This window comes from Pseudomonas sp. DW-iso17, from assembly GCF_058725345.1.
Genome location: NZ_JBZXEA010000001.1, coordinates 56,849 through 81,226, shown reverse-complemented (window position 1 = coordinate 81,226; position 24,378 = coordinate 56,849). Strand labels below are relative to the sequence as shown.

The 24,378-nt window shown below is 53.7% G+C and carries 21 protein-coding genes and 2 tRNA genes; 12 read left to right on the top strand and 11 right to left on the bottom strand.

What is annotated here, in order from left to right; translation table 11 throughout:
* Positions 1-43 precede the first annotated feature (43 nt).
* Together AC4PS6_RS00410 and AC4PS6_RS00405 are read left to right on the top strand one after the other, a co-directional pair.
* Positions 44-1,762, top strand: a complete 1,719-nt coding sequence (locus tag AC4PS6_RS00410) for a M91 family zinc metallopeptidase (RefSeq protein WP_336827086.1) — start codon at positions 44-46, stop codon at positions 1,760-1,762.
* A 200-nt stretch (positions 1,763-1,962) separates the two neighbouring features.
* Entirely contained in the window at positions 1,963-3,462 is a 1,500-nt protein-coding gene (locus tag AC4PS6_RS00405; RefSeq protein ID WP_336827087.1) for a M91 family zinc metallopeptidase, read from the top strand.
* A gap of 40 nt (positions 3,463-3,502) precedes the next feature.
* Here AC4PS6_RS00405 and sugE read toward each other — a convergent pair whose 3' ends face one another.
* Positions 3,503-3,817: a quaternary ammonium compound efflux SMR transporter SugE gene (gene sugE / locus AC4PS6_RS00400; RefSeq protein ID WP_003190128.1), complete on the bottom strand. Its 315-nt coding sequence runs from the start codon at positions 3,815-3,817 to the stop codon at positions 3,503-3,505.
* Between the two features lie 335 nt (positions 3,818-4,152).
* Between sugE and AC4PS6_RS00395 the strand changes: the two genes are divergently transcribed.
* Positions 4,153-5,880 (top strand): M91 family zinc metallopeptidase, encoded by a 1,728-nt coding sequence (locus AC4PS6_RS00395; protein ID WP_336827088.1) that lies wholly within the window; start codon positions 4,153-4,155, stop codon positions 5,878-5,880.
* Positions 5,881-6,021: 141 nt separating this feature from the next.
* Here AC4PS6_RS00395 and AC4PS6_RS00390 read toward each other — a convergent pair whose 3' ends face one another.
* Together AC4PS6_RS00390 and rdgC are read right to left on the bottom strand one after the other, a co-directional pair.
* Entirely contained in the window at positions 6,022-6,978 is a 957-nt protein-coding gene (locus tag AC4PS6_RS00390; RefSeq protein ID WP_020301079.1) for a bile acid:sodium symporter family protein, read from the bottom strand.
* A gap of 166 nt (positions 6,979-7,144) precedes the next feature.
* Positions 7,145-8,065: a recombination-associated protein RdgC gene (rdgC, locus tag AC4PS6_RS00385; protein ID WP_020301078.1), complete on the bottom strand. Its 921-nt coding sequence runs from the start codon at positions 8,063-8,065 to the stop codon at positions 7,145-7,147.
* Positions 8,066-8,224: 159 nt separating this feature from the next.
* On the opposite strand from rdgC, the gene AC4PS6_RS00380 reads away from it, so the two are divergent.
* From AC4PS6_RS00380 to AC4PS6_RS00355, 6 genes are all read left to right on the top strand, one after another.
* Positions 8,225-8,300, top strand: a tRNA-Val gene (locus tag AC4PS6_RS00380).
* An 18-nt stretch (positions 8,301-8,318) separates the two neighbouring features.
* A tRNA-Asp gene (locus tag AC4PS6_RS00375) sits at positions 8,319-8,395 on the top strand.
* Positions 8,396-8,628: 233 nt separating this feature from the next.
* Entirely contained in the window at positions 8,629-9,957 is a 1,329-nt protein-coding gene (locus tag AC4PS6_RS00370; RefSeq protein WP_042558340.1) for a tyrosine-type recombinase/integrase, read from the top strand.
* A gap of 509 nt (positions 9,958-10,466) precedes the next feature.
* The gene (locus tag AC4PS6_RS00365) at positions 10,467-10,922 is read left to right on the top strand and encodes a hypothetical protein (RefSeq protein WP_042561996.1); all 456 of its coding nucleotides are present in this window, start codon (positions 10,467-10,469) and stop codon (positions 10,920-10,922) included.
* Between the two features lie 47 nt (positions 10,923-10,969).
* Positions 10,970-14,035 carry an HsdM family class I SAM-dependent methyltransferase gene (locus tag AC4PS6_RS00360; RefSeq protein ID WP_042558341.1) on the top strand — a complete coding sequence of 1,022 codons (3,066 nt, stop codon included), beginning with the start codon at positions 10,970-10,972 and terminating at the stop codon, positions 14,033-14,035.
* A gap of 2 nt (positions 14,036-14,037) precedes the next feature.
* A complete protein-coding gene (locus tag AC4PS6_RS00355) occupies positions 14,038-14,712 on the top strand; it encodes a hypothetical protein (protein WP_131672193.1) in 675 nt (224 codons plus the stop codon).
* Positions 14,713-14,819: 107 nt separating this feature from the next.
* Here AC4PS6_RS00355 and mobH read toward each other — a convergent pair whose 3' ends face one another.
* Entirely contained in the window at positions 14,820-16,559 is a 1,740-nt protein-coding gene (mobH, locus tag AC4PS6_RS00350) for a MobH family relaxase (protein WP_042558342.1), read from the bottom strand.
* Positions 16,560-16,780: 221 nt separating this feature from the next.
* Here mobH and AC4PS6_RS00345 point away from each other — a divergent pair, with 221 nt between their 5' ends.
* A complete protein-coding gene (locus AC4PS6_RS00345; RefSeq protein ID WP_007901093.1) occupies positions 16,781-16,978 on the top strand; it encodes a DUF7740 domain-containing protein in 198 nt (65 codons plus the stop codon).
* A 129-nt stretch (positions 16,979-17,107) separates the two neighbouring features.
* Here AC4PS6_RS00345 and AC4PS6_RS00340 read toward each other — a convergent pair whose 3' ends face one another.
* Positions 17,108-18,067: an ArdC family protein gene (locus tag AC4PS6_RS00340; protein ID WP_042558343.1), complete on the bottom strand. Its 960-nt coding sequence runs from the start codon at positions 18,065-18,067 to the stop codon at positions 17,108-17,110.
* Positions 18,068-18,197: 130 nt separating this feature from the next.
* Positions 18,198-18,527: a hypothetical protein gene (locus tag AC4PS6_RS00335; protein WP_042558344.1), complete on the bottom strand. Its 330-nt coding sequence runs from the start codon at positions 18,525-18,527 to the stop codon at positions 18,198-18,200.
* A gap of 455 nt (positions 18,528-18,982) precedes the next feature.
* Between AC4PS6_RS00335 and AC4PS6_RS00330 the strand changes: the two genes are divergently transcribed.
* Positions 18,983-19,348, top strand: coding sequence for a DUF3742 family protein (locus AC4PS6_RS00330; RefSeq protein WP_080896003.1), 366 nt, complete (start codon positions 18,983-18,985; stop codon positions 19,346-19,348).
* Positions 19,349-19,356: 8 nt separating this feature from the next.
* Here the strand turns inward: AC4PS6_RS00330 and AC4PS6_RS00325 are convergent, their stop codons facing one another.
* The 5 genes from AC4PS6_RS00325 to AC4PS6_RS00305 all read right to left on the bottom strand — a co-directional run bounded on the left by AC4PS6_RS00325 (position 19,357) and on the right by AC4PS6_RS00305 (position 23,931).
* Positions 19,357-20,913 carry a conjugal transfer protein TraG N-terminal domain-containing protein gene (locus tag AC4PS6_RS00325; protein ID WP_042558345.1) on the bottom strand — a complete coding sequence of 519 codons (1,557 nt, stop codon included), beginning with the start codon at positions 20,911-20,913 and terminating at the stop codon, positions 19,357-19,359.
* Positions 20,914-20,923: 10 nt separating this feature from the next.
* Positions 20,924-21,232 carry a hypothetical protein gene (locus AC4PS6_RS00320; protein ID WP_042558346.1) on the bottom strand — a complete coding sequence of 103 codons (309 nt, stop codon included), beginning with the start codon at positions 21,230-21,232 and terminating at the stop codon, positions 20,924-20,926.
* Between the two features lie 3 nt (positions 21,233-21,235).
* Entirely contained in the window at positions 21,236-22,618 is a 1,383-nt protein-coding gene (locus AC4PS6_RS00315) for an integrating conjugative element protein (protein ID WP_492180627.1), read from the bottom strand.
* Entirely contained in the window at positions 22,615-23,571 is a 957-nt protein-coding gene (locus AC4PS6_RS00310; RefSeq protein WP_042558348.1) for a TIGR03756 family integrating conjugative element protein, read from the bottom strand. Before AC4PS6_RS00310 ends, AC4PS6_RS00315 begins: the two co-directional genes overlap by 4 nt.
* A 105-nt stretch (positions 23,572-23,676) precedes the next feature.
* Positions 23,677-23,931, bottom strand: a complete 255-nt coding sequence (locus AC4PS6_RS00305) for a helix-turn-helix domain-containing protein (RefSeq protein ID WP_042558349.1) — start codon at positions 23,929-23,931, stop codon at positions 23,677-23,679.
* Positions 23,932-24,089: 158 nt separating this feature from the next.
* Here AC4PS6_RS00305 and AC4PS6_RS00300 point away from each other — a divergent pair, with 158 nt between their 5' ends.
* Complete coding sequence (locus AC4PS6_RS00300; protein ID WP_042558350.1) at positions 24,090-24,347, top strand: LasR-specific antiactivator QslA; 258 nt, start codon at positions 24,090-24,092, stop codon at positions 24,345-24,347.
* Positions 24,348-24,378: the final 31 nt, after the last annotated feature.

The window sequence follows — 24,378 nt, the reverse complement described above, 5'->3', positions numbered from 1 at the left end:
CACCTAACCGTCGTAATCCCAAATGCATGTTCGGAGGTTAGTGATGGAAACGTCGCCTGTTGCACCATCGACTGCTTCACGCTCCAGCGAAGATGAAAAAAACGACGCAGGCTATCGACAGGCGGCTGACCCTGCAGCGCAGGGTGCTCAGGCTGCTCCGAACACGGCCAATGTGCCCTTTATGTACAGCAATGAGCATGATGCTTCCCGGGTAGAGACCAGCTCTGCCCGGGTGGGGTCGGTGACCTATGGTGGCGATAACGAGCTTCAGAGGCAGCCAAGGCAATCCGATGCGTCGCAGGATGAGCCATACAACCGGAATGCTCCCAGTCGAGACCAGGTTAGAGCCGCTGCCCGCGGCCAGCAAGGTCCCATAAACTTTGATGGGCAGCCGCCGACTCCCATCACCACCCCTCACTATCAGGACGGCAATGTTCGTATTGATTTCTCCTCGGTCTCAGCCAATGACCCGAACGCCCGTCTCAAGCGTAATGAAATTCTGCAAATATCTACCGGTCAGGGTGACGACAACGTCAGTGTTGAAAGAAGCAGCGATGGCGGGATTCTTGCGCACGTCAATGGACAGTCATACCAGATACCGTTCATTGAGAACTCCGTTAATCAACAACGCGTTCTCATCAGTACCGGCGATGGGAAGGATGCCGTCAATATCGATTATGGCGGCGACCAGGAAACGATTGTCGATCTCGGGCGGGGTAACGATTCTTTTTATGGCGGGTCAGGCCGAACGAGTGTGTTTGGGAGCGATGGCTCTGACATCATTAATTTGGGAAGCGGTGACAGCTACGCAGAGGGTAATGACGGGAATGACTTTATTACGGGCGGTACCGGCAATACGGTTATTTTTGGTGGCAATGGTAGTGATGAATTGCGTGCGGGCGGTGGCTCGGACACAAAAGTGAGCTACGTGGATGGCGGAAACGGGAGAGATTCAATATTCGGCGGGAGAGGGCGCAATATTTTGCATGGCGGGCGCGATGACGATTTCATCTTTGGTGGTGACAGCAATACTATCTACACGGGCAGAGGAGAAGATACTGTCGAGACTAATAGCCAGTCCGACACCGTATACGGGCAAGTCGGAACTGATGATTTGAGCCGTGTGCGCTCACCTGCGAGCGTTCGTCATCTGCCCATTTCAAATGACGGTGGCCGTATCAGAATCGAGGGGAGCGAAGCGTTCAAGCAAAACATTGAAGACACCTTGGAGTTTTACCGCAGCTCACCGGTAGGGCAGTATACGCTAGCAAAGATTGATTCGCTTCCCGCACCTCTCGTTATCCGGGAGGGGTTCAATGGCAGTTTCTATCATTACAGTGATCCCGGCAGTGGGAATGCGCGCGATGATGAGAATCGCCGTATAGGACTTGCAAACGGCTATATATCAGGCGGTGTTGCGGGTACGCCGGCGACAAACCCATTGGTGACTCATCAGCGTAATTTCATTACGCCTGGAACCGGGCGGCCTCCAGCCGTTGTGCTTCATCATGAATTGGCTCATGCGATCAATGGTGGCGAAGGCACCTTTCTGTCAGGGAACACTTATATCGGCCACTCTAATCCAAGATTTGCCTACGAGGCCAATAACGAGCGCCAGGCGGTCGGACTCCCGTCCAACCATTCACCTTATCACTTCAACGGGCCTGGGCTGCCAGCCACCACTTACAACCCATGGCCCTATAATGAAAATGCGCTGCTGGCGGAATTCGGTTTGCCGATACGGCCTAGGTATTTCGAATAGTCATCAGTACCATTGCGCATGATCTGCAAGCTCAGGGCCTGTTGTAATGCTTCAAGTAAGGCCCTGAGAAATGTGAGTGTTGCTGTCGGAAAATTCTCGAAACTTACTGCATAGGGTAAAAAGTCATTCAGCTGACGGAACGGTTTCGTCAGGCCCGCCACATAGTCATCGCAGCTAATTAATGCTAAGGATGACTTTCTATGAATATGCCTGTTGGTTCTCCGTCTCTTCACCACTCTCCAGCCCAAGGGACCGTTACGGGCCAGCTAAATTATTTGACGGGTATTGATAAATCTCAAAGTAAATCTGGCGTGACGTCGGCACCCGTGAAGATCATTCCAAATATGCCTTTCAGTGAGGATGGAATACAGATAGAGCTGAATGTTAGAGGTGGCAAAGGATTTTTCGGGCCACCAAAAGAAGAGAATTTGGTCATCACGACGGGAAATGCAGCCGATAAAGTCCATATAAAAAAATCTAACGATGGAGGGCTGATTGCTGACATTAACGGCAAGTCCTATGAGATTCCACTTTATCAGGATGAAAGAAGTCGTCAAAAGATTGAAATCCACACCAATGGCGGAGACGATGACGTGTCTGTTGCCGATGATCTTGAGCTGCCGGTGAGCGTCAAGCTGGGCGATGGTAATGACAGATTCAAAGCCGGCGGGGGCAGGACCAATGTATATGGCGGCGCAGGTAACGATACGCTGACGCTGGGCGCAGGGGTTGCTTATGCCGAAGGTGATGACGGTGATGACTCCATTACTGCAGGCCTAGGTTACAGCGTCATGTATGGGGGTAACGGCAACGACAAACTACGTGGCGGGAGCGGCGGCAGTTACATGGATGGGGGGCGCGGAAATGATCTATTAGAGGGCGGCTCCGGACATAACGTCATGCACGGTGGCAGGGATGATGATGTTCTCATTGGTGGGAAGGGGCGTAACATCTTTTACAGCGGTAGAGGGCTTGACACGATCAACTCAGTATCGGATGTCGATTCTATCTATGCGAAAGACGGCGACGGTATCAAGCGAACGTTCGGTTCGCAGTTGAAGATAGTGTCTCCAACAGAAGTCGGGAGTAAGGCCTTTAATGTCGAGGGGACTGAGGAATTCAAGCAGCGTTTTAACGACGACCTTGAATTTTTGCAAAGTTCTCCAACGGGACAGAAAATGTTGGGTGCATTGGATAAAACGCCTGAGCGAATCAAGGTTGTGCAACAGCCCGAAGGGGAGGGCGCTTTTTATAACTATGGGCGTAAAGGGGTCGACGCGGGTGACCCTGGTCAAGAACCACCGAATGATTGGGCTCATGGTTATATCAATGACGGTATCCCGGGCGCTCCGGCAGATGACGCAACGATTCTATTCGACCCTTCATTTGTGGTGGAAGAGCATAAGCGGCCGCCCATTATTCCGCTGTTTCACGAGATGGGGCATGCCTATAACGGTGTCAATGGCACCGCATTGGCTGGTGAAACTTTTGTAGGGGCTGATCAAGCTGATCCTGACCGGCCGCAATTTGAGTCAAACAGGGAGCGGCAGGCAGTAGGCCAGCCGACTAATGCGCCACCTTTCGACTTCGACAACGATCCTTCAACGCCACCTACGAATACAAACCCGGCATGGGCCACTGAGAATGGCCTTGCTGACGAGCTGGGAACTTCCTTGCGTGAGCGGTACTTTGCTCGCTGATTAAAGGAAGTCGCCCCCAATGCCGGGAGCGACCAATGACTCAGGCGCTGATCTTGAGGCCTATCAACCCACAAATAATCAACGCCACACTTGCCAACCGAAACAACGCCATGGACTCCCCAAACAGGATAATCCCGGCAATTACGGTGCCCACGGCGCCCACGCCGGTCCAGATGGCATAGGCGGTGCCCAGCGGCAACTCCTTCATGGCCAGCCCCAGCAACCCCAGGCTGACAGCCATGGCGGCAATCGTCAGGGCGGTGGGCAGTGGCTTGCTGAAACCGTCGGTGTACTTCAGGCCGACGGCCCAGCCCACTTCAAACAACCCGGCAAAAAACAGAATGATCCAGGACATGATGACCTCGCTTCTATCAAAGTGGGGTCGTCCCCGGGTAAGCGCTTGATAGCGTCGCGAGGTCGTCCTCGCGTAGCTCGCTAGAGTGCCGAAATTAAATCAGGTGATCAAGTTTACGGCGCGGCTTCCAGCGCACGGCTGTTTTGTGCTCGCTCATGCGACGTCAATGGCTGCCCATTTTTAAATCGAGGGGGTTGGGAGAAATCGCCGGTGTGCAGGTTGAGTTCTATGTTTTAGCGCAGGAGTCAGGAAGTTTTCGCCCAATGGCAAGGAACGGCCTCCACCCGTAACACCACATAAGGTTCGTAAGCCCGAGTGTTAATTGGAGGTACACAATGGAAACTTCTTCTGTTGCAGCATCACCCGGTTCACGATCTTACGAAAATGAAAATAACAACGAAAGTCATCGCCAGGCGGCTGATCCTGCCAGGCAGGAAGCACGCGCTGCTCCAAACACGGCGAATGTGCAGCTGATGTTTAACAACGCAAATGATGCTCCCCCGGTAGAGTTCAATTCTTCCCGGGCGGGACCGATTACCTATGGTGAAAACACCAGCGGCGATAATGAGTCTCAGCGGCAGGCGAGGCAAGCTGCTGCGCCGCAGGGCGAACCGTACTACCGGTCTGGTCCTAGTCGAGAGGAAGTCAAGGCTGCTGCCCGTGGTCAGCAAGGACAAATAAATTTTGCCGGGCAAGAGCCTGCTCGCATCAGTACTAACCGTTATAAAGATGACAATGTCACCATTGAGCGCGGCTCCGCCAATGACGCTGATGACCCTTCAAAGCAAAGTGAGCATGTTCTGTTATCTACCGGTGATGGCGACGACAGAGTCCATGTTGAAAGAGGCAGAGATGGAGGGCTTGTTGCACACGTTAATGGACAGTCGTACCACCTGCCTTTCCAAAATAACTCTGCTGATCAACAGCGTCTTTACATTGATACCGGGGGTGGGCGCGATGGCGTCAGTCTCGACTATGGAGGGCGTGAGCAAACCTTTGTCAATCTCGGCGCGGGTAACGATATCTTTTATGGCGGGGCAGGCCGGACGAATGTATTTGGTGGAGACGGTTCTGACATCATCAACCTGGGCAGCGGTGATAGCTATGCAGAGGGAAATGATGGCAATGACTTCATCACCGGCGGTACTGGCAATACGGTGATATATGGTGGCAAGGGGAGTGATGAGCTGCGTGCGGGCGGTGGTCCGGATGCAAAAATCAGCTACTTGGACGGAGGACAGGGTAACGATTTAATTTATGGCGGCAGAGGGCGCAATATATTGCATGGCGGGGGCGGTGACGACATCATTAATGGTGGTGACCGCAATGTTATATACACGGGACGAGGGCAGGACACCGTCACGACTTATAACCTATCCGATATCGTATATGGGCAACGCGGGGTGGATAATTTTAATGGTGTGCGTTCACCTGCAAGCGTTCGTCATTTAGGCGCTTCGAGTAACGGTAGCAGCATCAAGATCAAGGGGAGCGAAGACTTCATCCAAAACATGGAAGACAACCTGGAGTTTCTGCGCAGCTCACCCACAGGGCAGGGGATGCTGGCAGAAATCGATTCCCTTGCCGCGCCGATAACCCTTCGAGAGGGATTGGATGGAAGCTCATACCATCACCGCGATCCAGATAGCCCTCCCTCGCCTCAAGACGCCAATCGTCTCGAAAATGACCCCGCGTACGGCTTTATATCAAACGGTGTCCGAGGGGCGCCTGCGACTAATCCCGTGCTGATTCATGAGCGAAGTTTCATCACTCCCGGACACGGGCGCCCCCCTGCCGTGATTCTCTACCATGAGCTTAGTCATGCGGTCAACGGCGGTCAGGGTACCTTTCTACCGGGCTATACGTTTGTAGGCCATCCTGATCCGAATTTTGCCTGGGAGAGAAACCTGGAACGCCAGGCCGTTGGACTTCCTACCAGTCATCAGCCTTTTCAGTTCCTCGGTCGTAACTTTTCGGCCTCCACCTACAACCCGTGGCCGTATAACGAAAACGCTCTGCTGGCGGAGTTGAATTTGCCTCTACGTCAAAGATACTTCGACTAAGGCATTAATACATCGCTCAGCGGTGTTGAAGCATAGGTGCAAGCAAGGCCCTGCACTTGCTTGCGCCACGTTCGTTATAGGTAGGGCAATCGCTTGGTGCGTCGCGAGGTCATCCCCGCGAAGTTCTCTGGAGAGCTGAAATTACGCGGCGTCTGATGCGCGGCGGTCTTCCTTCTCGCTCATGCGACGGAAGTAGGTAGAAAGCAATGCGCCGGAAATATTGTGCCAGACGCTGAACAACGCGCTGGGTACTGCCGCCAGCGGCGAAAAGTGTGCACTGGCCAGCGCGGCACCCAGCCCGGAGTTCTGCATACCGACTTCCAGCGCCAACGACTTGCGTTGCGCCAAGGGCAACTTGAACAGGCGCCCGGTGAAGTAGCCCAGCAGGTAACCGAAGCTGTTGTGCAGCATCACCACGGCCATGATCAGCAGGCCCGACTCGGCAATCTTGCCTTGGCTTGCGGCAACCACGGCCGCGACGATGATCACAATGCTGACCACCGACACCAGTGGCAGCACGTCCACCGCATGCCTTACCCGATCACCGAGCAAGCGCTGCGCGACCACGCCCAGTACGATGGGTAGCAGCACCACTTGCAGGATCGACCAGAACAGCTCCATGAACGACACCGGTAGCCAGGCCGAGGCCAGCAGCCAGATCAATGCCGGTGTGAGCAGCGGAGCGAGGAGGGTGGTGACCGCGGCAATCGCCACCGATAACGCCAGGTCACCCCGGGCCAGCCAGGTCATCACGTTGGACGACGTGCCACTTGGGCAACAGCCGACCAGGATCACGCCAACGGCAATTTCCGCCGGCAAATGGAACGCCTGGCACAGCAACCATGCCACGCCCGGCATGATCACGAAATGCGCGACCACGCCCAACGCTACGCGCCAGGGGTGGCGAGCGACTTCGGCGAAGTCTTCCAGTTTCAAGGTCAACCCCATGCCGAACATCACCAGGCCCAGCAGTGGGACGATGGCGCTTTTCAGGCCGATGAACCAGCTGGGTTGGAGAAAGGCGACAACGGCAAAGATCAACACCCAGTAGGCAAAGGTGTTGCCGACGAAGCGGCTCAAGGCGGCGAGTGCGCGCATGGGGATGTCCTTTTTTATTCGATTTCTGAGTTGTCGATGCAATCAAATGTGGGAGCTGGCTTGCCTGCGATAGCGGTGTATGAGTCGGCACTACTCTGGCTGACACTCCGCTATCGCAGGCAAGCCAGCTCCCACACTGACCGTGCCCACATTGGATCGGTGTTGCTTAGATGCCCTGTGGCGTCTCTTCGCCGCCCAGTGCCTCAACCAACGCTGGCAGGAAATCGCCGAAAGTCAGCATCATCAAGGTAAAGCTGGCATCCAGTTGGCCCAGGGCTTCATCGCCGCCGTCCTGTTCCGCCTGGTCTTGCAGCAGGTCTTCGAACTTCAGACGCTTGACGGTCATCTTGTCGTCGAGCATGAAAGACAACTTGTCCTGCCACGCCAGGGACAGTTGGGTCACGACCTTGCCGGTGGTCAGGTGCAGTTGGATCTCTTCGCTGGTCAGGTCTTGGCGCTTGCAGCGCACGATGCCGCCGTCTTCGTGGGTGTCGCGCAGTTCGCATTCGTCGAGGACGAAGAAGTCATCGGCCGGTTTCTGGGTGGTGACCCAGTCGGTCATGATGGCAGTTGGTGCAGTCTTCACCGTCAGCGGACGGACGGGCAGGGTGCCGATCACCTCGCGCAAGGTCGACAGCAGGTCTTCGGCGCGCTTTGGGCTGGCCGAATTGACAAGGATCAGGCCCTGTTTCGGCGCGATCGCAGCAAAGGTCGACGAGCGACGAATAAAGGCACGCGGCAGGAAGGCCTGGATGATTTCATCCTTTATCTGGTCGCGCTCCTTCTTGTAGACCTTGCGCATCTGCTCGGCTTCGATCTCTTCGACTTTCTCTTTAAGTGCATCACGCACCACGCTGCCCGGCAGGATGCGTTCTTCCTTGCGGGCGGCGATCAGCAGGAAATCTCCACTGACGTGAACCAGGGGAGCATCTTCACCTTTACCGAAAGGTGCGACGAAACCGTAAGTGGTCAACTCCTGGCTTGCACAAGGGCGCGCCAGCTTGGTGGCCATGGCCGCTTCCAACGCCTCGGCATCAACAGGCAGATCTTGGGTCAGGCGATAGATAAGCAGGTTCTTGAACCACATGGGGTGAGTCTCTCCTCTATACAAAGGGGGGCATTATTCTCTTGATCACGCCGCAGGCCAACCCTGCCTAAGCCATTGGAAGGGCTGAAAAAAAAGATTTAAGAAAGTGCTTGCCAGACTTAGGGTCGCTCCGTAGAATGCGCGCCACACCGAAACGAAGGGTGATTAGCTCAGCTGGGAGAGCATCTGCCTTACAAGCAGAGGGTCGGCGGTTCGATCCCGTCATCACCCACCATTCGCTTCAGTGTTACGCGCAGCGGTAGTTCAGTCGGTTAGAATACCGGCCTGTCACGCCGGGGGTCGCGGGTTCGAGTCCCGTCCGCTGCGCCATATTTGCTTCCACTAAGGCCCACTGAACGCCTGGAAGCTACGGAAATAGCGGCCTTGAGCCGCTTTTTTCGTTTTCTGAATTCCACTGGAATCCATCTCCAGCCACGGTTTTTAAGTACACATTTAAGTACACCGCTGGCACAGCCTTTTACGATTCCTTACGCATCAATTTTCGTATTGGTCCGTCTACCGCTGGGTTGTATTCCCCTCCTTGATGCAAAAGGAGGTGTCTGATGGCTCTGACAGATACAGCGATCAAGCAAGCCAAGCCCGCCAGCAAGCCTTATACGTTAACTGATGGGGATGGCTTATCTCTGCAAGTGCCCACGACGGGTTCGAAGCGCTGGCATTTCCGTTTCTATTGGCATGACAAGCAATTGCGTATTTCCCTTGGCATCTATCCCGACGTCAGTCTCAAGGAGGCTCGCCAGCGGAGAGAGGCTGCACGTGCGCTGGTGGCCAACAATATCGATCCCCGCTCACATCGTCGCGCCGAGCGCCAAAAAGCCTCTCACGCCGCCAACAACACGTTTGAAGCGGTTGCTGGTCGCTGGCATGAGTTCCGAAGTAAAAAGCTGACGAAAAGTAAGAAGGGCAGTGCAGGGCAAGCGAGCAAATACCTGAAGAAGGACATGCTGCCGTGTTTGGGCGATCTTCCGATCTCAGATATTTCTCGTGGTGACGTGCTGGAGCTCATTAGGCGAATTGAGCGCAGAGGGGCGCTGGTCTCTGCTCGGAAGGTGCGCACCTGGCTCAACCAGATCTTCCGTTTTGCCATGGCGGAAGGGCTCGTTGATGTGAACCCAGCAGCAGATCTTGATATCGTTGCCGAGACGCCGCGGCCAGTTCGCCATAATCCCTTCCTCCAGGTAAATGAACTTCCAGGACTGCTCAGGACCGTAACCCACTATGGGTGTGCAGAAGCGACACGGCTTGGTATTCGTCTATTGCTGTTGACAGGGGTACGTACAGGAGAGCTACGGGCGGCGACGCCAGACCAATTCGACCTCGACAAGGGGATCTGGCTGGTGCCGCCGGAGGGTGTCAAGCAACTCCGGAGTCGTGTTCGAACCCAGGGGAATGAGATCCCACCTTATGTGGTTCCGCTGTCTACCCAAGCAATTGCAATTGTGCAGCGGCTGATGCAGTTAAGGGCGCGCGGTGCGCGGTATCTGCTGGTTCACCGATACGAACCGCAGGAAATGATCAGTGAAAATACCCTTAACACCGCGATTAGCCGTATGGGTTACAAAGGAAGGCTCACCGGTCATGGCATCAGGGCTACCATCTCCACGGCGCTTAACGAGGTTGGCTTTGTAGAAGAGTGGATTGAGGCGCAGCTTTCACACGCTGATACCAACCAAATTCGGGCTGCATACAATCATGCAGAATACGTCGAGCCGAGACGTAGGATGATGCAATATTGGGCGGATTTATTAGATGCCCTAGAGGTCGGCTTTGCTCCACCTAGGCCAGAAGCATACATGGCGCAGAGCGGTCGACGTTCAATGGATTTTCTGAACGCGCAGCAGGAGTCTGCCGGTGATGGTATGGGGTGCTAGGGATAGAGTGTTCGAATCACTCCGTCCCGACCATATTTTTCAATGACTTAGCCCAATCTGCGAAGGTTGGGCTTTTTCATGTCTGAAAAATTACTCCCGCATTTACTCCCACAAATTTTTTTGGTCATTTTTTGTGATGCATATTGTACGTGGACTCAGGTAGGCAGCGTCAACGAGGTGTGTGTGGAGGGAAGTTGCGCGCGTGCTGGGAGACACCAACATCGATCCTTTATCCCGCCCCTGGGAGTTGAAACCTGGCTTTTGGTATGCGGGTGCACTCCGGATGATGACTGGCCTTCAATTGGAGGTTGCGTCTGGGATAGCCCATCGGGTTGCCGAGTACACAGCGCAGGATTGCAGGTGGGGGGCTGGAGTGGCTGTTGAATAGTGCTTAGCGTATCTAGGTCAGCAGACTGTTTCTTGCCTTGTCTACGAGGTAAGCATAGATAACAGTAATTTAAGTGGGTATGATGCCCGCTTGGATGTATGGCGGAGCGAAGGGGCAACTGATGCGACTCATCAAGGCGGCTGCAGTTCAAGCGCTCACAGGGCTGACATCAGACCAGCTGAGGGAGTGGACATCTCGTCGACACCTTATCGTGCCCGATGAGAAGCCGTCTGGACCAGGTTCTCGCGCATTGTATTCATGGCAGACAGTGCTTTTGCTTCGACTGGCAGTTGTGTTGAGAGAAAAGTTCCATGTTGAGCTGACATCTCAGAAAAATTTGTTTCTGGGACTGGCGCAAAAGCTCAAAAATCATTCCTTCCCCGCTTTATATGACTCGGTGCTTGTGATTAAGCCTGGCGGTGAATTTACACTGTATCAGTATCGAGAATATTCAAGTTTTAACGGTGATGCATTAGTAATTAATATGAATCCACATTTAGAAATCCTTTCATCTGAGTTTGAGCCTTCAGATGAGTCGCACCAATTTCATCTTTTTCCAGCCATTGCAGTTAAGTAGATACGACATGAGTGGGATATTGCTATTTTGGTCTATGGACAACAATCATGCTGCTTGAGCAATGGCTTAGCGATCTAGCCTATATAAAGTTCCCGCACGAGCTGTACCGGGCCGGCGACAGTATTGGAACTAGGCCCTACGCATCTGAAATTGAGGAAATGCTGGAGATTGGCGGAGGAATTTCCGCGTCTGCAGTCTTCTGTGTAGGGGAAGTACCTACAGTTTGCTTTATAGACTCCCAAACATTACAGCTGCCGCGTCAGAAAAGAGTCGAGCAAATATGTCAGCGGGTCTGGAATCAGAACTTAGCATCGGTGGTTCTTGTTCTTGATCCTGATGGGTTGGTGGCGTATTCGGTAAACGATAGAGAAGCTGAGCCCGAGGTTCTATCACGTGAGGCTGTTGTTGCCCAAGGGTATTGGTCGGCCTACGAAGTGCAGTCTGGATTTATTAAGGATCGCCTCTCGCATTGGTTTTTGCCGGAGGAAAGGGTAGATCAACGTTTGCTTGCTAATTTAAGACAAGTTGTCAAGCAGTTGGCAAAAGAAGGACTTGGTAGTAGTCAAGCAGAAGCATTAATGGCTCAAGTCATTTTCTTATGTTACCTCGAACAAAGAGGTATTGTTGGTGAGGGATATCGTGCAACTCATAATCTTGAAAGGTTAGAAGATTATGTGGCTAAGTCAGATGGTGAGGGTGTTGACAGTCTGTTACGCCAACTAAAATTTGATTTCAATGGTGACTTTCTCAGCTCTAGAGATGGTGGCGCCCCAGATTGGGTTGTGCTCAATGAGCAATGTTTCAGATGTATAAAGCGCTTCTTAGAGGCTGTAGATTTTGAAACTGGGCAGGGGGCGTTCTGGCAGTATGATTTTAGTCATATTCCAGTTGAGCTTATTTCAGGTATATATGAGACGCTGTTGAAAGATCGACAGGGAGCGCTAGGAGCTTATTATACTCCTCGGCACTTGGCTAGCCTAGTTACTGAGCAAGCATTTGAGAGCTTTGATAATCCGGCTGGTTGCACCGTATATGACGGAGCATGTGGTTCTGGTATTCTTCTAACAAGTGCATTTAGGAAGATGCTCAGGCATGCGGAAGTAAGTGGAGGGAGACGACTTACATTTTCAGAACGCGTAGCTCTGATGGAATCAAATCTTTTCGGAAACGACATAGATGAAACGGCTTGCTGGATAACTGCGTTCAGTTTATACCTTTCTCTACTTGAAGGCTTAGATTCTGAAGAGGTAATGCGCCTTCAGACAGATAATAGCTTAAAACTTCCTCGTCTAGTTGGCTCTGGTCTAAATATTCAAAAAGGAGAGCTGTACGGAGATTTTTTCTCGGAAGATAATCCATTTTCAGGTAAGCGTAAGTTTGATATTCTTTTATCTAATCCGCCTTGGCGTGAGTCTGATAATAGTGAAAAGCCAGTCTGGGAGGAGTGGTGTCGTAAACATGTACCTCCTTACCCAGTTGGGCGTCGTCAAATTGCAGCTGGATACGCTTTTAAAGCCACGAGTTGTGTTAAAGTAAATAGTGTTATTGTTTTGATCATGCCTTTAAATCTTGTAATTGGTGCTAGTGATCAATCAGGTGATTTTAGACGGCGTTGGCTAGAAGATGTAAGAATCGAAAGGATAATAAACTTTGCTGATGTGAGGCGGCTACTTTTTCCGGCAGCTAAACATCCATGCGCTGTCGTCCGGGCTCGGCCGAGAAGCTTTGAAGACGAAATCATCTCACTTGGAAGTGAGTACGTCGAGTATTGGGCCCCTAAGACCGATGTAACACTGGCGTTGGGGCGGCTGGCATTACACGAGGCCGATAAAAAGATAATTTCAGCCAAAGAAATATATCAAGATAACTACTTGCTTATTTCAAGTTATTGGGGGGAAAAGCGCGATCAAAAATTACTTCGACGGCTTCAGCGTTTTGGGAGTGTCAAAGAAACTATGGAGTCACGTGAAAGTCCTTGGCTTTCTGGAAAAGGATTTCATGCTGCCAATCACAGTAATCGAGATCGCGAACTAGGTGTGCTAGCTGATCTCTCGTTGATGCCGGCAGATAGATTGCCTAGAGTCTATCCAATAGTTTCTGCTGATGCGCAACTTGCTCGGCTTGCAGATTTTTATCCTATAGTTGCAAGTCCTGGTGGAAAAAATGCGAAGCTTTACTCGGGGCCTAGAGTAATATTTCCAGATGGCTTGTCTGAATCTTATGTTATTAGGGCGATCTATTCAGAAGTCCCCTTTGCTTTTACCTCATCTATTGGGGCAATAGGCGGGGCATCAGTTGATGCTAATCTTCTTAAGTTTCTTATGATTTATCTTAGATCTCCGATAGCGACGTATATGTTGATAATGACAGGTTACTCGGTGATCGGTGAGCGTCCTCGTGTTGCGATTGATGATGTTGAGCGTTTTCCATTTTGCTCGCCGGAGGCGCACAAAAAACCAGAGCTTGCAAAGGAAATAATATTTAAGTCCTGTCAGCTGCTGGATAAGATTTCGGCGGAGTCTGAGTTGCATCGTGAATCAGCATATGATGCAGTAAAAGTTCAGCTTGATAATTTGGTTTTTGATTATTTCATGCTTGCTGAGGCTGAGCGTGTACTAATAACCGACACTGTCGACGTTATTGCTTCTTCAATTCAACCTTCAAACTATCAAGGTCTTACGACCCCTTTGCTTGATAGACCGTCGAACGATGAGATTGATCGTTATTTAACTGTTTTTAAAACAGAGCTTGCGCTTTGGCGCAGTCGTAGCAGAGGCGCGGGAGAGCTGACAGTGGAAGCTGTTATAGATGGAGCTAAGGGCTTTTTTGGGGCAGTTAGAGTTTCTGTTGGGGAGTCCAGCACCGGTGGGCTTAATGTTGCCGATTCTGCTTATCAACGACTGATCGGTGATCTCTATGCAGGGCTAGAAGCTAACCATTCGGTAGAGTCCGAGGGCAAATTATTCAATGTCCCCAATATTTTGGTTGCTGCAGGAGAAGCATTTTACTTTGTAAAGCCGTTAAGGCGTCGGTTTTGGCTTGCTAGAACCGCTCTTGCTGATGCTGACTTGATTGTTCAGACAGTTCAGGCCGCAGCTTGGGGGCGCAATTAGTTATGAGTTCCTCAATCTCAGCAGCTTGGTTTCGCCTATTTCCTGGGCCGAAGATACCTGATGTCCTCGTTTATATGAGTGATACTTGGTCTTCTCTATTGCAAACCTCGCCATCAGCAATTTCATTTGAGAAAGATGAGCCGACGTTAACTGATAATCTATGCGAGGCCCTAAGCGACGAAGACCGTCGTTTCGATTGGGGAATGGATTGTGACTTCCAGGCTGAAACTTGGGAGTTGCGCCGCGCCGCCAATGGTGATGTCTCTCGAATCGCCAGGGCAGATATTCGCGTAATTTTAGGCGCTCCAGGTACTCCGCACTTAGTTCTTGAATTCAAAAAACTAGATGGTTCAGCAAGTAGTAAATGGAAATATTGCTTTGACGGTTTGAATCGTTTTATTGACGGAAAATATGCTGTCGGTCATGAATATGGAATTATGTGCGCTTTTAGTCCATTGGATTTGATAAAGGAGGCAGGTGATTTGGCCCGATATATTGCTAGCGCCGATTATCCAAAAAGGCTGAATTGCATTCCAGCTCCCAACGGGGATGTAGCTGTTTCCCCTTCTATGATGGGAGGGCAGGTACATTTTGATACCAGTCATTTTAGAATAACGCAGAATCCGTCTCTTCCTATAGTTATTCTACATACGTTGCTCCCTTGCCCAGTTGTTTAGATTTTATGTGCTGAGCGAAAGTGTTGTTGCTGGTTGGTGGCGTTTCACTAATGCATAAATATATGTTTAAAGTTGTATATATTTGTTGGGCAGAAGGAGGATTGTTGTTAGTGACCCGTGGAGGCAATATCGTCGATTTTTAGAAAGGGGTTATCTGGGGGAGTCAGTTCAAAAAATAGCTTTGGTTCCTCAATCACATACCCCTTCAGAGTGGTTCTCTTCCTAGGGCCCTGCACTTGGCATGCCCAGATGTTCAGGCCGTTGTCTCGCTTCCTGTGGACCTTCAGATTCTCGAACTGCTTCTGTACCCAACGCCATTCTTCAATCTCTTGATCGACCCTCTTGGCTATGCCAGGAAACTCCTGGACATAACGTTGGAAGAGACCAGGAGTTACCAGAAATACAGTACCACTCACCGTGTGGATTTTGGCCTTGCTGTCATTGATGATCAGCTTATGGCTGAGGATCCCTTCCTTGACCCAATTCAGGAATGTCTGACCAGGGTTGTCCGATGAAGGATTTGAGATTTCGAGGGTGCCTGCTGACGATACATTGCTGACCTCAGACTCTTCCAGCTCGAACATATCCAACAACGTGCCGAGATAGTCGGCATTTTCCATCGTCATTGGATCGGGCTGCGATGGGCTTTGACGCGATCCTGCACTGACGGTCTCCGGCGCTGCTGGTGATGCCGGAGCGTCAGTCGGGTGGTCATCGACTGCCACGCTCACCGTTCCGCTAAAAGTTTCGGGGCGGTCTTCGCTCCCCCAAATCAACGCCGGTTGAAGGCGAAGAAATGTAAAGGTCTGCTCCCAGCTTCCCTGTGCGACAAGCGCGGTCCAGATGGCTTTGCCTTCTGGGGTGGACTCAACCAACCCATGTGACTGGAGTTCGTCGAACACCGCGAGGTTGGAGGAGGGAATGCCTTCTATCGCTTGCGACAGCAGATAAGCTCGCAGCTTGTCGGTGACCGTCTTGCTGACCAGCCACAGCGCGTCCTGAGTCAACCAACCCGCGGCCCCCGGCTGATTAAGTTTCAGCTCGTGCTGAACCAGATGACGTAGTCCGCTGATCAAGTGATGTTGCAGCGAATGAATCGGTGCTTGCAGCGCCTTGCTCGGGTTACCACCGATGTTCTGTGCGGTGGAAACACGGTCGGCCTGCATCACCAACTCACCGAGCACGCCGGCACGTTCGTACTGGCCCGCCAGGACATACAGCAGACTGGCCCACAGTGGCGGAAATCCACTGAGCCAATCGAGGATTGGGCGGTCGAGAATTTGGGTGTAGAGCAAGCCTGCGGCGGCGCCGTGCAGGTGGTAGTCACGACCCTTGATGTAACGAAAACGGTAGGGCTGATCCAGGGAGCCCTGCCAAGGATGCCAAACACGGCCATCCTGGCGTTCGACCAGCAGGTCCACGGCGATCTTGCCGATGTCATGCAGCAGGGCGCCATAGGCGATGCCAGCCGACCAGGCATCGGTCTGGGCGGCTTGGTCTTCGGGCGCGGCGCCGGTGGGAAGTAGATACGACTGACGCAGTTTCAAACTGCAAGCTACCAGCTCCAGGCCATGGTCAAGCATGCCACCGAGATACGCATGGTGGTGCGTCTCGCTGGCCGGGAGTTGCTGGACCTGCTCGGCGTAGCGATGAATCGGATTTAAATAAAGCTGGATGAACTGCGCGTGGGAGAGGGCGGTGTACTGCCAGATGCGATCGAGCAACTGGCGGCGGTGCTCCGCGGCTAACAAGCTGTGGGCCGACTCGATGGGCAGGTAACCTTCGGTGGCGCTCTGTGTCGGTGGCGGAGGGGGCTTCTGACTTTTGTGGCGAAACAGACTGAGCATCGTGACCTCCGGGAAGTGGCTGGGTCAGTGGCCTTTTAGCCTTTTCGGATAGCGCTCTTACCCTTGAGTGCCCATTCCCTTCCAACCCTTACCCGTCCTTTTTGGCTCGTGTCCCTTTGTGCGGCAATCGGAATATGGATTCTCCTAGGCATCATTTTTTGGGGCTAGTACGGAAAAGAAAAGAATCGATACACTGCGGTGCATATTTTTTAGGTCTTGCCATGAACCTCACTGACGCCACGCTTGTGCTGCTGCTCGCGGCACGTATCCATGGGACCGACGAAGCCGTCCGGGCCTCGGCGAAGAGCGTGGTCAAGAAGTTGCCGCGCAGTAAACGTGATCTGATCTACAAGGTAATCGATAGCCGAAGTCCGCTCGAGCTGGTGGATTTTCTGGCGCAGAACCTGGATGCGGAATGACAGGCTGCGAGTGTGTGCCCATCCCTGACTCTTTGCATTAGAGCACCGCGGCATGGGATTTTTCTGGGCGCATCACAGGGCCCAACTCGCGTTGGGCCCTGTGATGCGATTGCAACGGTGAGTTAACGCTCAAACTCCATCGTTCATGCATCGTGAGTCATCCATTACCATCTGCTTCAGTTGCTGCTCCAGGTTGAGTACATACTCCGAGGCGCTTCGGGCCTGACCACTGGCGCGAAAGATCGCGCGTTTGTCAGCCTTGAGCAGGCCGAGCCAGGAGTCGATGTAGCCCTCGTGCCGTAGCTCTCCCTGTATACCGGCGTAGGCACATAAAAAAGCTGCGCCCATCTCGGCGATCAACTCCTCAAACGCGTAGCCTGGCGAGCCGAACGGACAGGCTGACGTCACGCCTTCGCGCTGTAACCGAGAGTGATGCCCGGTCCAGTGCGTCAGCTCATGAAGTGCCGTGGCGTAGTACCCGCTTTCATCGTGAAATTGTGCCTTTGTCGGCAGTTGGATGAGATCCCTGATCGGATGGTAAAAGGCTTCGTCGGCAGGCCGATGAACGATGCGTGCACCTGAACTTAAAAGCAGATTTTCCGCGGCGCTGTTGGGCTGGAAGGGATCACTCTGTTCCGTCTCGAGCAGGGTGCCATTGAGCATTTCGAGCCCTTCCGTTTGCTCGATGTTGAACAGAAAATGTGTCCTGAGAATGCCGAAGTGAGCGACCTTAGGCTGACCGTTTTCATCGAGTACGGGTTGGCCTGACTCAGTCTGTTCCTCGCGCTCCCTAGGCTTGTAGAGCACAGCCAGAGTGCTGTGTTCACCCTTACGGATGTGCCCACCGGCCTTTTTAGCTTGGTTGAAGGTCAGCCAACGATCTTGAGTGAACCCCTGCAATCTGGCCTCGGCCCAGAGCAGCGGTAAATTGATGCCCGAATACGGACGTCGCGTGATGGCATTGATGGGGTAGGGTTGATGGCCGATGTAAGCGGAGCCACTTGAGGACCAGGGTTTGATCCAGGGAGCAACGCCTTGGTCTAACGCGGTAACGATCTTGTCTGTCACGTCTTGGTAGATATCGCGCATGGCAATTTCCTCGAGAGAAAAATGGAGGAACGCCTTGCCCGCCGGGGGAGGGTTCCCCGGTGGGTGATGGGCTGGATTGATGCAGGCCTGCATACCATCCGAATGTGGAGGTGGGCGCCGCCCATTGCGCTTAGCGCTGGTGTTCTCCTGCAAGCGCTATCAGTAAGGCGCCAGGCTGACCCGGTTCTTGGAGTAGGCTGAGACTCAACTGCAGCAACGGGTCGTGGTCGAATTGATCGGTTGGTTCAATGTGGACTACCTCGAACAGCACATAGGGCTTTTGTGGATAGGCCAGGTGGGCTTCGAAGGCTGCGCGCAATACGTGGCTCAACCGATCGACCTGCAGCTTCTCAGCGTGATCGGATTGCTCGAGCATTACTGCGTGCTGCCACGCGCCAGGGGTGAACACGATGGGCAACCGGAGGGTGTTCAGTGTTTCCGGTGTAAGTGAGTCGGGCATGGTATGTCTCCGTTGAGAACGCGAAGAAACCTTTCCCGTGCGGAGAAAGATTTCCCCGCAGTGGGTTGAAGAAAATCAAGAGGGCTTACCTCACGGGCAGAGCTCGAAAGGCGCTCATAAGAGCAGTAGGCGTTCATTACCGTAGAAACGGTCATCGTGCGAGCCACCGAACGCTAATCGCACTTGGGGGGAACCACCATCGAAGTGACGTAGCCTTGAAGGTTCTGGCTACCTGGGAAAGTGCTGTCGATAACAGCGATCCGCACCTTGTATTTAGCCGGACGATTTATCTGGGTCAATCGCTGTAGAGACGATGTTTCGCAGAGCTTGTCTTCTGGCTTCCAATGAGGATTTTTCGGCCGGGGAAACTGATAAACGGTCAGGTATGGGCCGTTTTCAGTAGTAGCCTATTCCTCCAGGCTCAACCATGAAAACGCTCAGAAGAGGACGAGACCATGCCGACTCAGCAACCTGTTCAGAATTCACGTGCCCACCGCTGGGCGTATGCCTGTGGTCTGTCGGTGAAGCGTAGCTACCGTAGGTTGAAAACTTTTGAATCCCGCGTGGTTGAGCGTGCCGAGACCGCAGGTGTGCCCGCAGGTAAATTTCTTGTTCGCGGGAGTTTTCTGACTGCTAAGTTCGCTCTGTTCGGAGCATTTCTTTTTGTCAGCTTCTGGTTGTTTGTGCTGATGTGCACAATTGTCGTATTTGCAGCTGTCCCATTTCAGGGGTCAGACACTCCAGATAGTGACGATCTCGATGATCCAATGCATAGAACTTCTTGGCCTGAGCGTTACGATAAATGGGGTTCTCTGAAGTAGGCTCTTGGTTACTTTGAGCTCGATTTACCCGAAACAATTCTTGCACCGCTCATCAACTGAGAGGTCCCGTTAGAGCTCGCTGTCTGTGCTGCGTGGGTTCCCCTGCTGAGCATTCCTTCTACGCCTGAACCTACGCTATATCCGGCCCAACTCATTGCCCCGAGAAAAAGCATCGGTAGCACGATGAACATCGCCCCCATTACATACTCGATCACCTGCGCCGTGACGGTTCCATCCATGAGGCCTGATGTGGGCAGCGACAACAGCACCTGATTTGACGCTGACACTTGGTTGTACAACGTATCGAGCATGCTGGAGTCGACCCAGCGCGCCAGTTCCCACCAGAAGCTCAGCATGTGTAAGGTGAACATGGCAAACGTCACCGTCATGACGGTCTTCAGCTGGTAGGTACTGACCAGCAGGATCAGCGGCAAGCTGATGATGACGCCCATGATCAGGAATGCCTGCACCATCGGCAAGGCTGCGCGTAGTGCATTCATTGCCGGGAAGTTGCTGAAGGAACCGAGGGCCAACCCGGTATTGGTGGCCAGGTTATTGAGCCCCTGATTGATCGAACCGCCACGAGCGCTGGAGCCGTAGTCCTGATACACCTGTCCGGGCGACATGGACATCGATTGCTGGCGCGGACTAACCAGCTCGCGAAGGGTGGCATCTTCGATCTCGTTGCTCGAACGCCCAGTCAACCAACCTTTCAACTGAGTCAGCAACGAGGGATTAACCTGCTCGATCAAGCGTTCGCGTAGACCGACACCGCTGTCGCTCCACCACTGTTTACAGGTGGGGTAGCCCGCGCCATTCTCCAGCCGCGGTAAGGAAACATCGCGGTTGTCGTCATACGGCCAGCTGACTCTCGGTGTACGTGAGCGATCCGTATCGTAGTAGCCGGGTGTGTCGAGAAAAAAGCTTGACCCGATCCACGCTGCGTCGTGACTTTGTGCTTTGTCCAACTGCGGACGGTTGGTGAACAGCCGAGAACGGGAATAGCCGTAGCAGTCGCGGGTGAAGTCGGCGACTTCCTGCAGTAGGACCTGATTATCGATGCGCGAGCTGTCGATCTCCATGCGCATTTGTCGGATATCCGGTGCGCAAGGGATGGAGGCGGTGGCTGCCGCAGTCACGCCTTTGCTCAAAGCATGCACCAGAAACCACCAGATCGGCACATTGGCGGAGCGCCCGCCGATGGTATTGAAGGTCGTCCCCCAGGCGGTTTCTGCTGGTTTGGCCACACTTACGCCGCAGCGCTGACTCGCCGCATCATCGAACGCCATAGAGGCGAGACTCAACGGAAAGACAGGCGCGCAACCGAACAAGACGACGATGTAGGCCAGCCACAACCGGTTCTCGATCCGTGGCACCGAGAGCAGCCCCTTGTTGCCTTCGTCCGCGCCTTGCTGACGGGCAGATAACCATTCCTGCAAGATGATTGCACCAAAGGGCGCGGCGAACAGTCCTGTGTCGGACAGGACACTCCAGAGGCCGTTGTTGATGATCCAGGCCAGGAGAGAGAGGTAAAACTCCAAGTAACTGTTGGTGCTCATGAGCATGGTAATGACCTCACAGTCGGGTGAGCTCGACGCAGATAAAGAGCAGGAGTCCTAATGTCCCGATGCGTTTTATGCGCCGTCGATCCTGTGGTCGATGTTGGTAGCGCCGAAGCAGGTCCCACCAGAGTGCAAAGAGAGCGCCGTAAAGCAGCGCACGCCACCACCGCAGATAAGGCTGTGCGGATTCGAATGCCTGCTGCCAGGCGTCGAAACTACCCAGCGCGGTACGACCGATCCAGGCGGCCAGTGAGGCGGTCAAGATCATCACCGCAACAATCCCCAGACTTGAAAGCAAAGTGAATAGCGGTGAGCGTTTCATGGCTCACTTGCGCCTGGCGTCAGCATCATTGAGTCGACCCGGCTCAGGGTCACCTTGCTCGACGGTGCGCGAAGCCTCGGCACCACCCGCATGTCGATCGAGCACGAGGCTGGCGGTGTTGGTAGCCAGCATTTGTCGAACCTGCAGTTCGGTCTGCAGCAGGCGTATTTCACGCTCCAAAGCGTCGATGTTTTTCGTCATGGCGGTCTGGGCCGGCTCGGCGGAGGCGATGTTGGGTTCGTGACTGCCTGCCAGTAGTGTGCGCAGTAGCAGCAGTGCCTTGTCCAGGACGCTGGACAGGGCCGTCTCACTAGCCAGGCGTCGTGCCAGCAGATCCTGATCGGGATCGTCGCGCAGGGCTTCGATCACACCACGGCTCACCGGCAGCATCGGGCTGGAGGCTTTCGCCAGGTTGTCAGGGATAGGGGGCAGAGAGCCAGACAACAGCCCTTGCAAGGCCTTAAGGCGCTCGTTATAGGCCTCCTGGATCAGCGGCGTCAGTCCACTGCCTGCGGTCGCACGCAGGGTTTCGCAGCTATCGCAGGTCGCGACTTCGCTCTCACCCAACACTCGAACGGCCCATTCGGATTCCTCTTGGGGCGAGGTCCATGTCTGGCAAATAGCGCCACCCAGGCAATCGCTGCTACTGATCGAGGCACTGTCGTCCACCGTCCGGTTATGCAGCAAGTTGTAGCCCGCACGCACCACGTCGGAGGTCACCCGAATGGGCGTCTGCCCATCACCACCAGCCTTCGAACCGCCGACCCAGGTCACTCCATTGTTGCCGTTATGGGCCTCGGTATTTTTCACCGCGGCCACTGCATCGCCGCCGGTTTGCTCCAGGTTGCCTTGCATTTCTTGGTTCTTGGCCAGTGCACCCCAGCCGGCTTGACCTACTTTGTCCGCCATCTTTTCGGCCATGGCCTGACAGGTCAGCTTGGAACGGTCGAAGTCGATACGACCTTGCATCACTCCGTTGCTGAGCAACTCATAGAGTCCTGGATTGGCGCGCTGGATGATCAACGCCGGCAGCGACATCACCGCTTGGGTCGCGTTCTGCACGACGCTACCCATGATCTGCTGAAAACCTTCGGTGACGCCGTTCAGCTGGTTTTGCAGGGTGTTGGTGAGGCTCATGTTTCCGCACATCATGTTCGCTCGCCAAGAACCACCGACACCGAGACCACTGGGTCGATAGAGCGAACTCGGTGAACCGACTGCCGAGCCGCCACCAATGGTGTACATCACGCGGTCATCGAGCACTTCGCCTTGAGTGCCCAGGCGGTAATCGTCTTCGGCGGAGTGGGCATGCGTGGCCATGGCAAGCAGTCCACAGAACAACAGACTCATCGCGCCCAACCATGGTCGTGCGAGAAGCCGGCTCATGAAGCACCTCCTTCGAAGTCGATACTGAACAGAAAGGTCTGCCCCTCACGTTTGCAGCAGCTATAGGGACGCCAAAGCGACCAGGCGTATCCGCCATCCGCGCTCTGGACTGGATTGCTGGGGAAGATGGCGCACGTGGGCTGAATTTGGGGGGAGAGCAATTGCCATTTGTGGGTCGAAGCGTCGTTTTCGACGATCGGGCCAGGTGGCCAGTAGCCGTCGTGTCTGGCTGGTGTGAGTGGTAAGTACACATGCGGCTGCCAGTTTCGGGTAACTACATCACCGGCCCGTTGTGCCATGACTGCGGCTGCCTTGAAATCGTCGGGCTGTACCAGAAAACCCTGCCGGGGATAAACGTTGCCCCACATGTTTCCTAAAACTTGACTACCGACTTCGCGGACCCCTGGCACAAGTGACTCGGGGTAGAAATTTTCCGGGATGCCATGGCGCCAGGCCAGTGAGTCCAAGGTACTCAAATAGTAGGGCATGAATGCAGTTGCGCCGCTGGCGCAGGCGTAGCCGGATTGTGAAGCCAGTTGCGTGGCTGCCCATCCGCCAGGGTGGCCTATACCATCGACGTTTTTGAACCGGGGCAGGTTGTTGCGGTGGGGGTTCGGGGTGATAAGGTTGCCGCCACCTTCCGCACCGCTGACGGGAGAGGAAAGGGTGGCCATCTCGATCCAGGGGTTATTGCCCGTGGCGGTGTAGCTTGAGACCACCAGTTCAGGAATGAAATGACGAACCTTGGTCGAGGTTTTGACTGTGCAGCCGAACGGTGTGCAGAGCAGCCAGAAGCAAATGCCGACGACCCTGTATTCGAGGCAGTCTGGCGAAAGCACGGAGGACGTGATGCTTCCGGTGTCCAGCGCCATGCTTGGACCGCATGCCAGCAGGATGCTCAGTGCCAAGGGTCTTAGCTTTGCGGGAGATATTGACGAGCAGACGGCAGTCATAATCCAGGCTCAATATGTATGGCCTGGGCAGATTCGGTGAGGGGCTGGAGATTGTCAGCGGAAATTATGGAAGCGGGTGTATCGGGTTTGCGAGACGTGAGACTATTATTTGACGTGAAGGAAGCTGCGCAGGATGTCGGGTTCCACAAGTAACTGATCTGCCGTAATTTCCAAAATATTGGCGAGCTTGCACAGAACCAACAGCGACGGATTGCCCGTGCATCGTTCGATTTGACTGACGTAGGTGCGATCCACCTCGGCCATGAGCGCGAGCTGCTCCTGGCTAAGGTTTTTCACGCGTCGCATCAAGCGGATATTTTCCGCCAGCCGCAGACGAAGCTGTTCGTAGTCTTGAGTCATGCGCGCAAATTGCGCCTTGAGGGACTCTCAATCCACGGGATATAGTCTGCATTAGCATTGCTCTATGCGATTTGAATGCTTATGGCTGGTACCTAGAGCCTATATGTTTTCGAAGCTGGCCTTTGCGTCTGAAAATAAATCAGAAATTTAGGGTGTATATGGACGAAAACTACATTTCAATTCCGCCGGCGGATGGTTGTCCAAGTCTTTTGACGCCGTGGGGTAGCGAATTTTCCTCAATGATTGAGCGTGGCGTGCAATGCGCCCAGGCTTGGCTTGATGCGCCTGGCGAAATTCCGCTGTGGTGGGAGCTGGCGCAAACCCGCAAGTCCTTCCCTGTCGGTGACTGTCAGGATGCCTTTGAAGCCGGATTTTTGTTGAGGGTTCAGCAGCGTCTCCGGGGAGTACGGCAATAACCGTTATCTCGTTTTAGAGCGCTGAATAGAT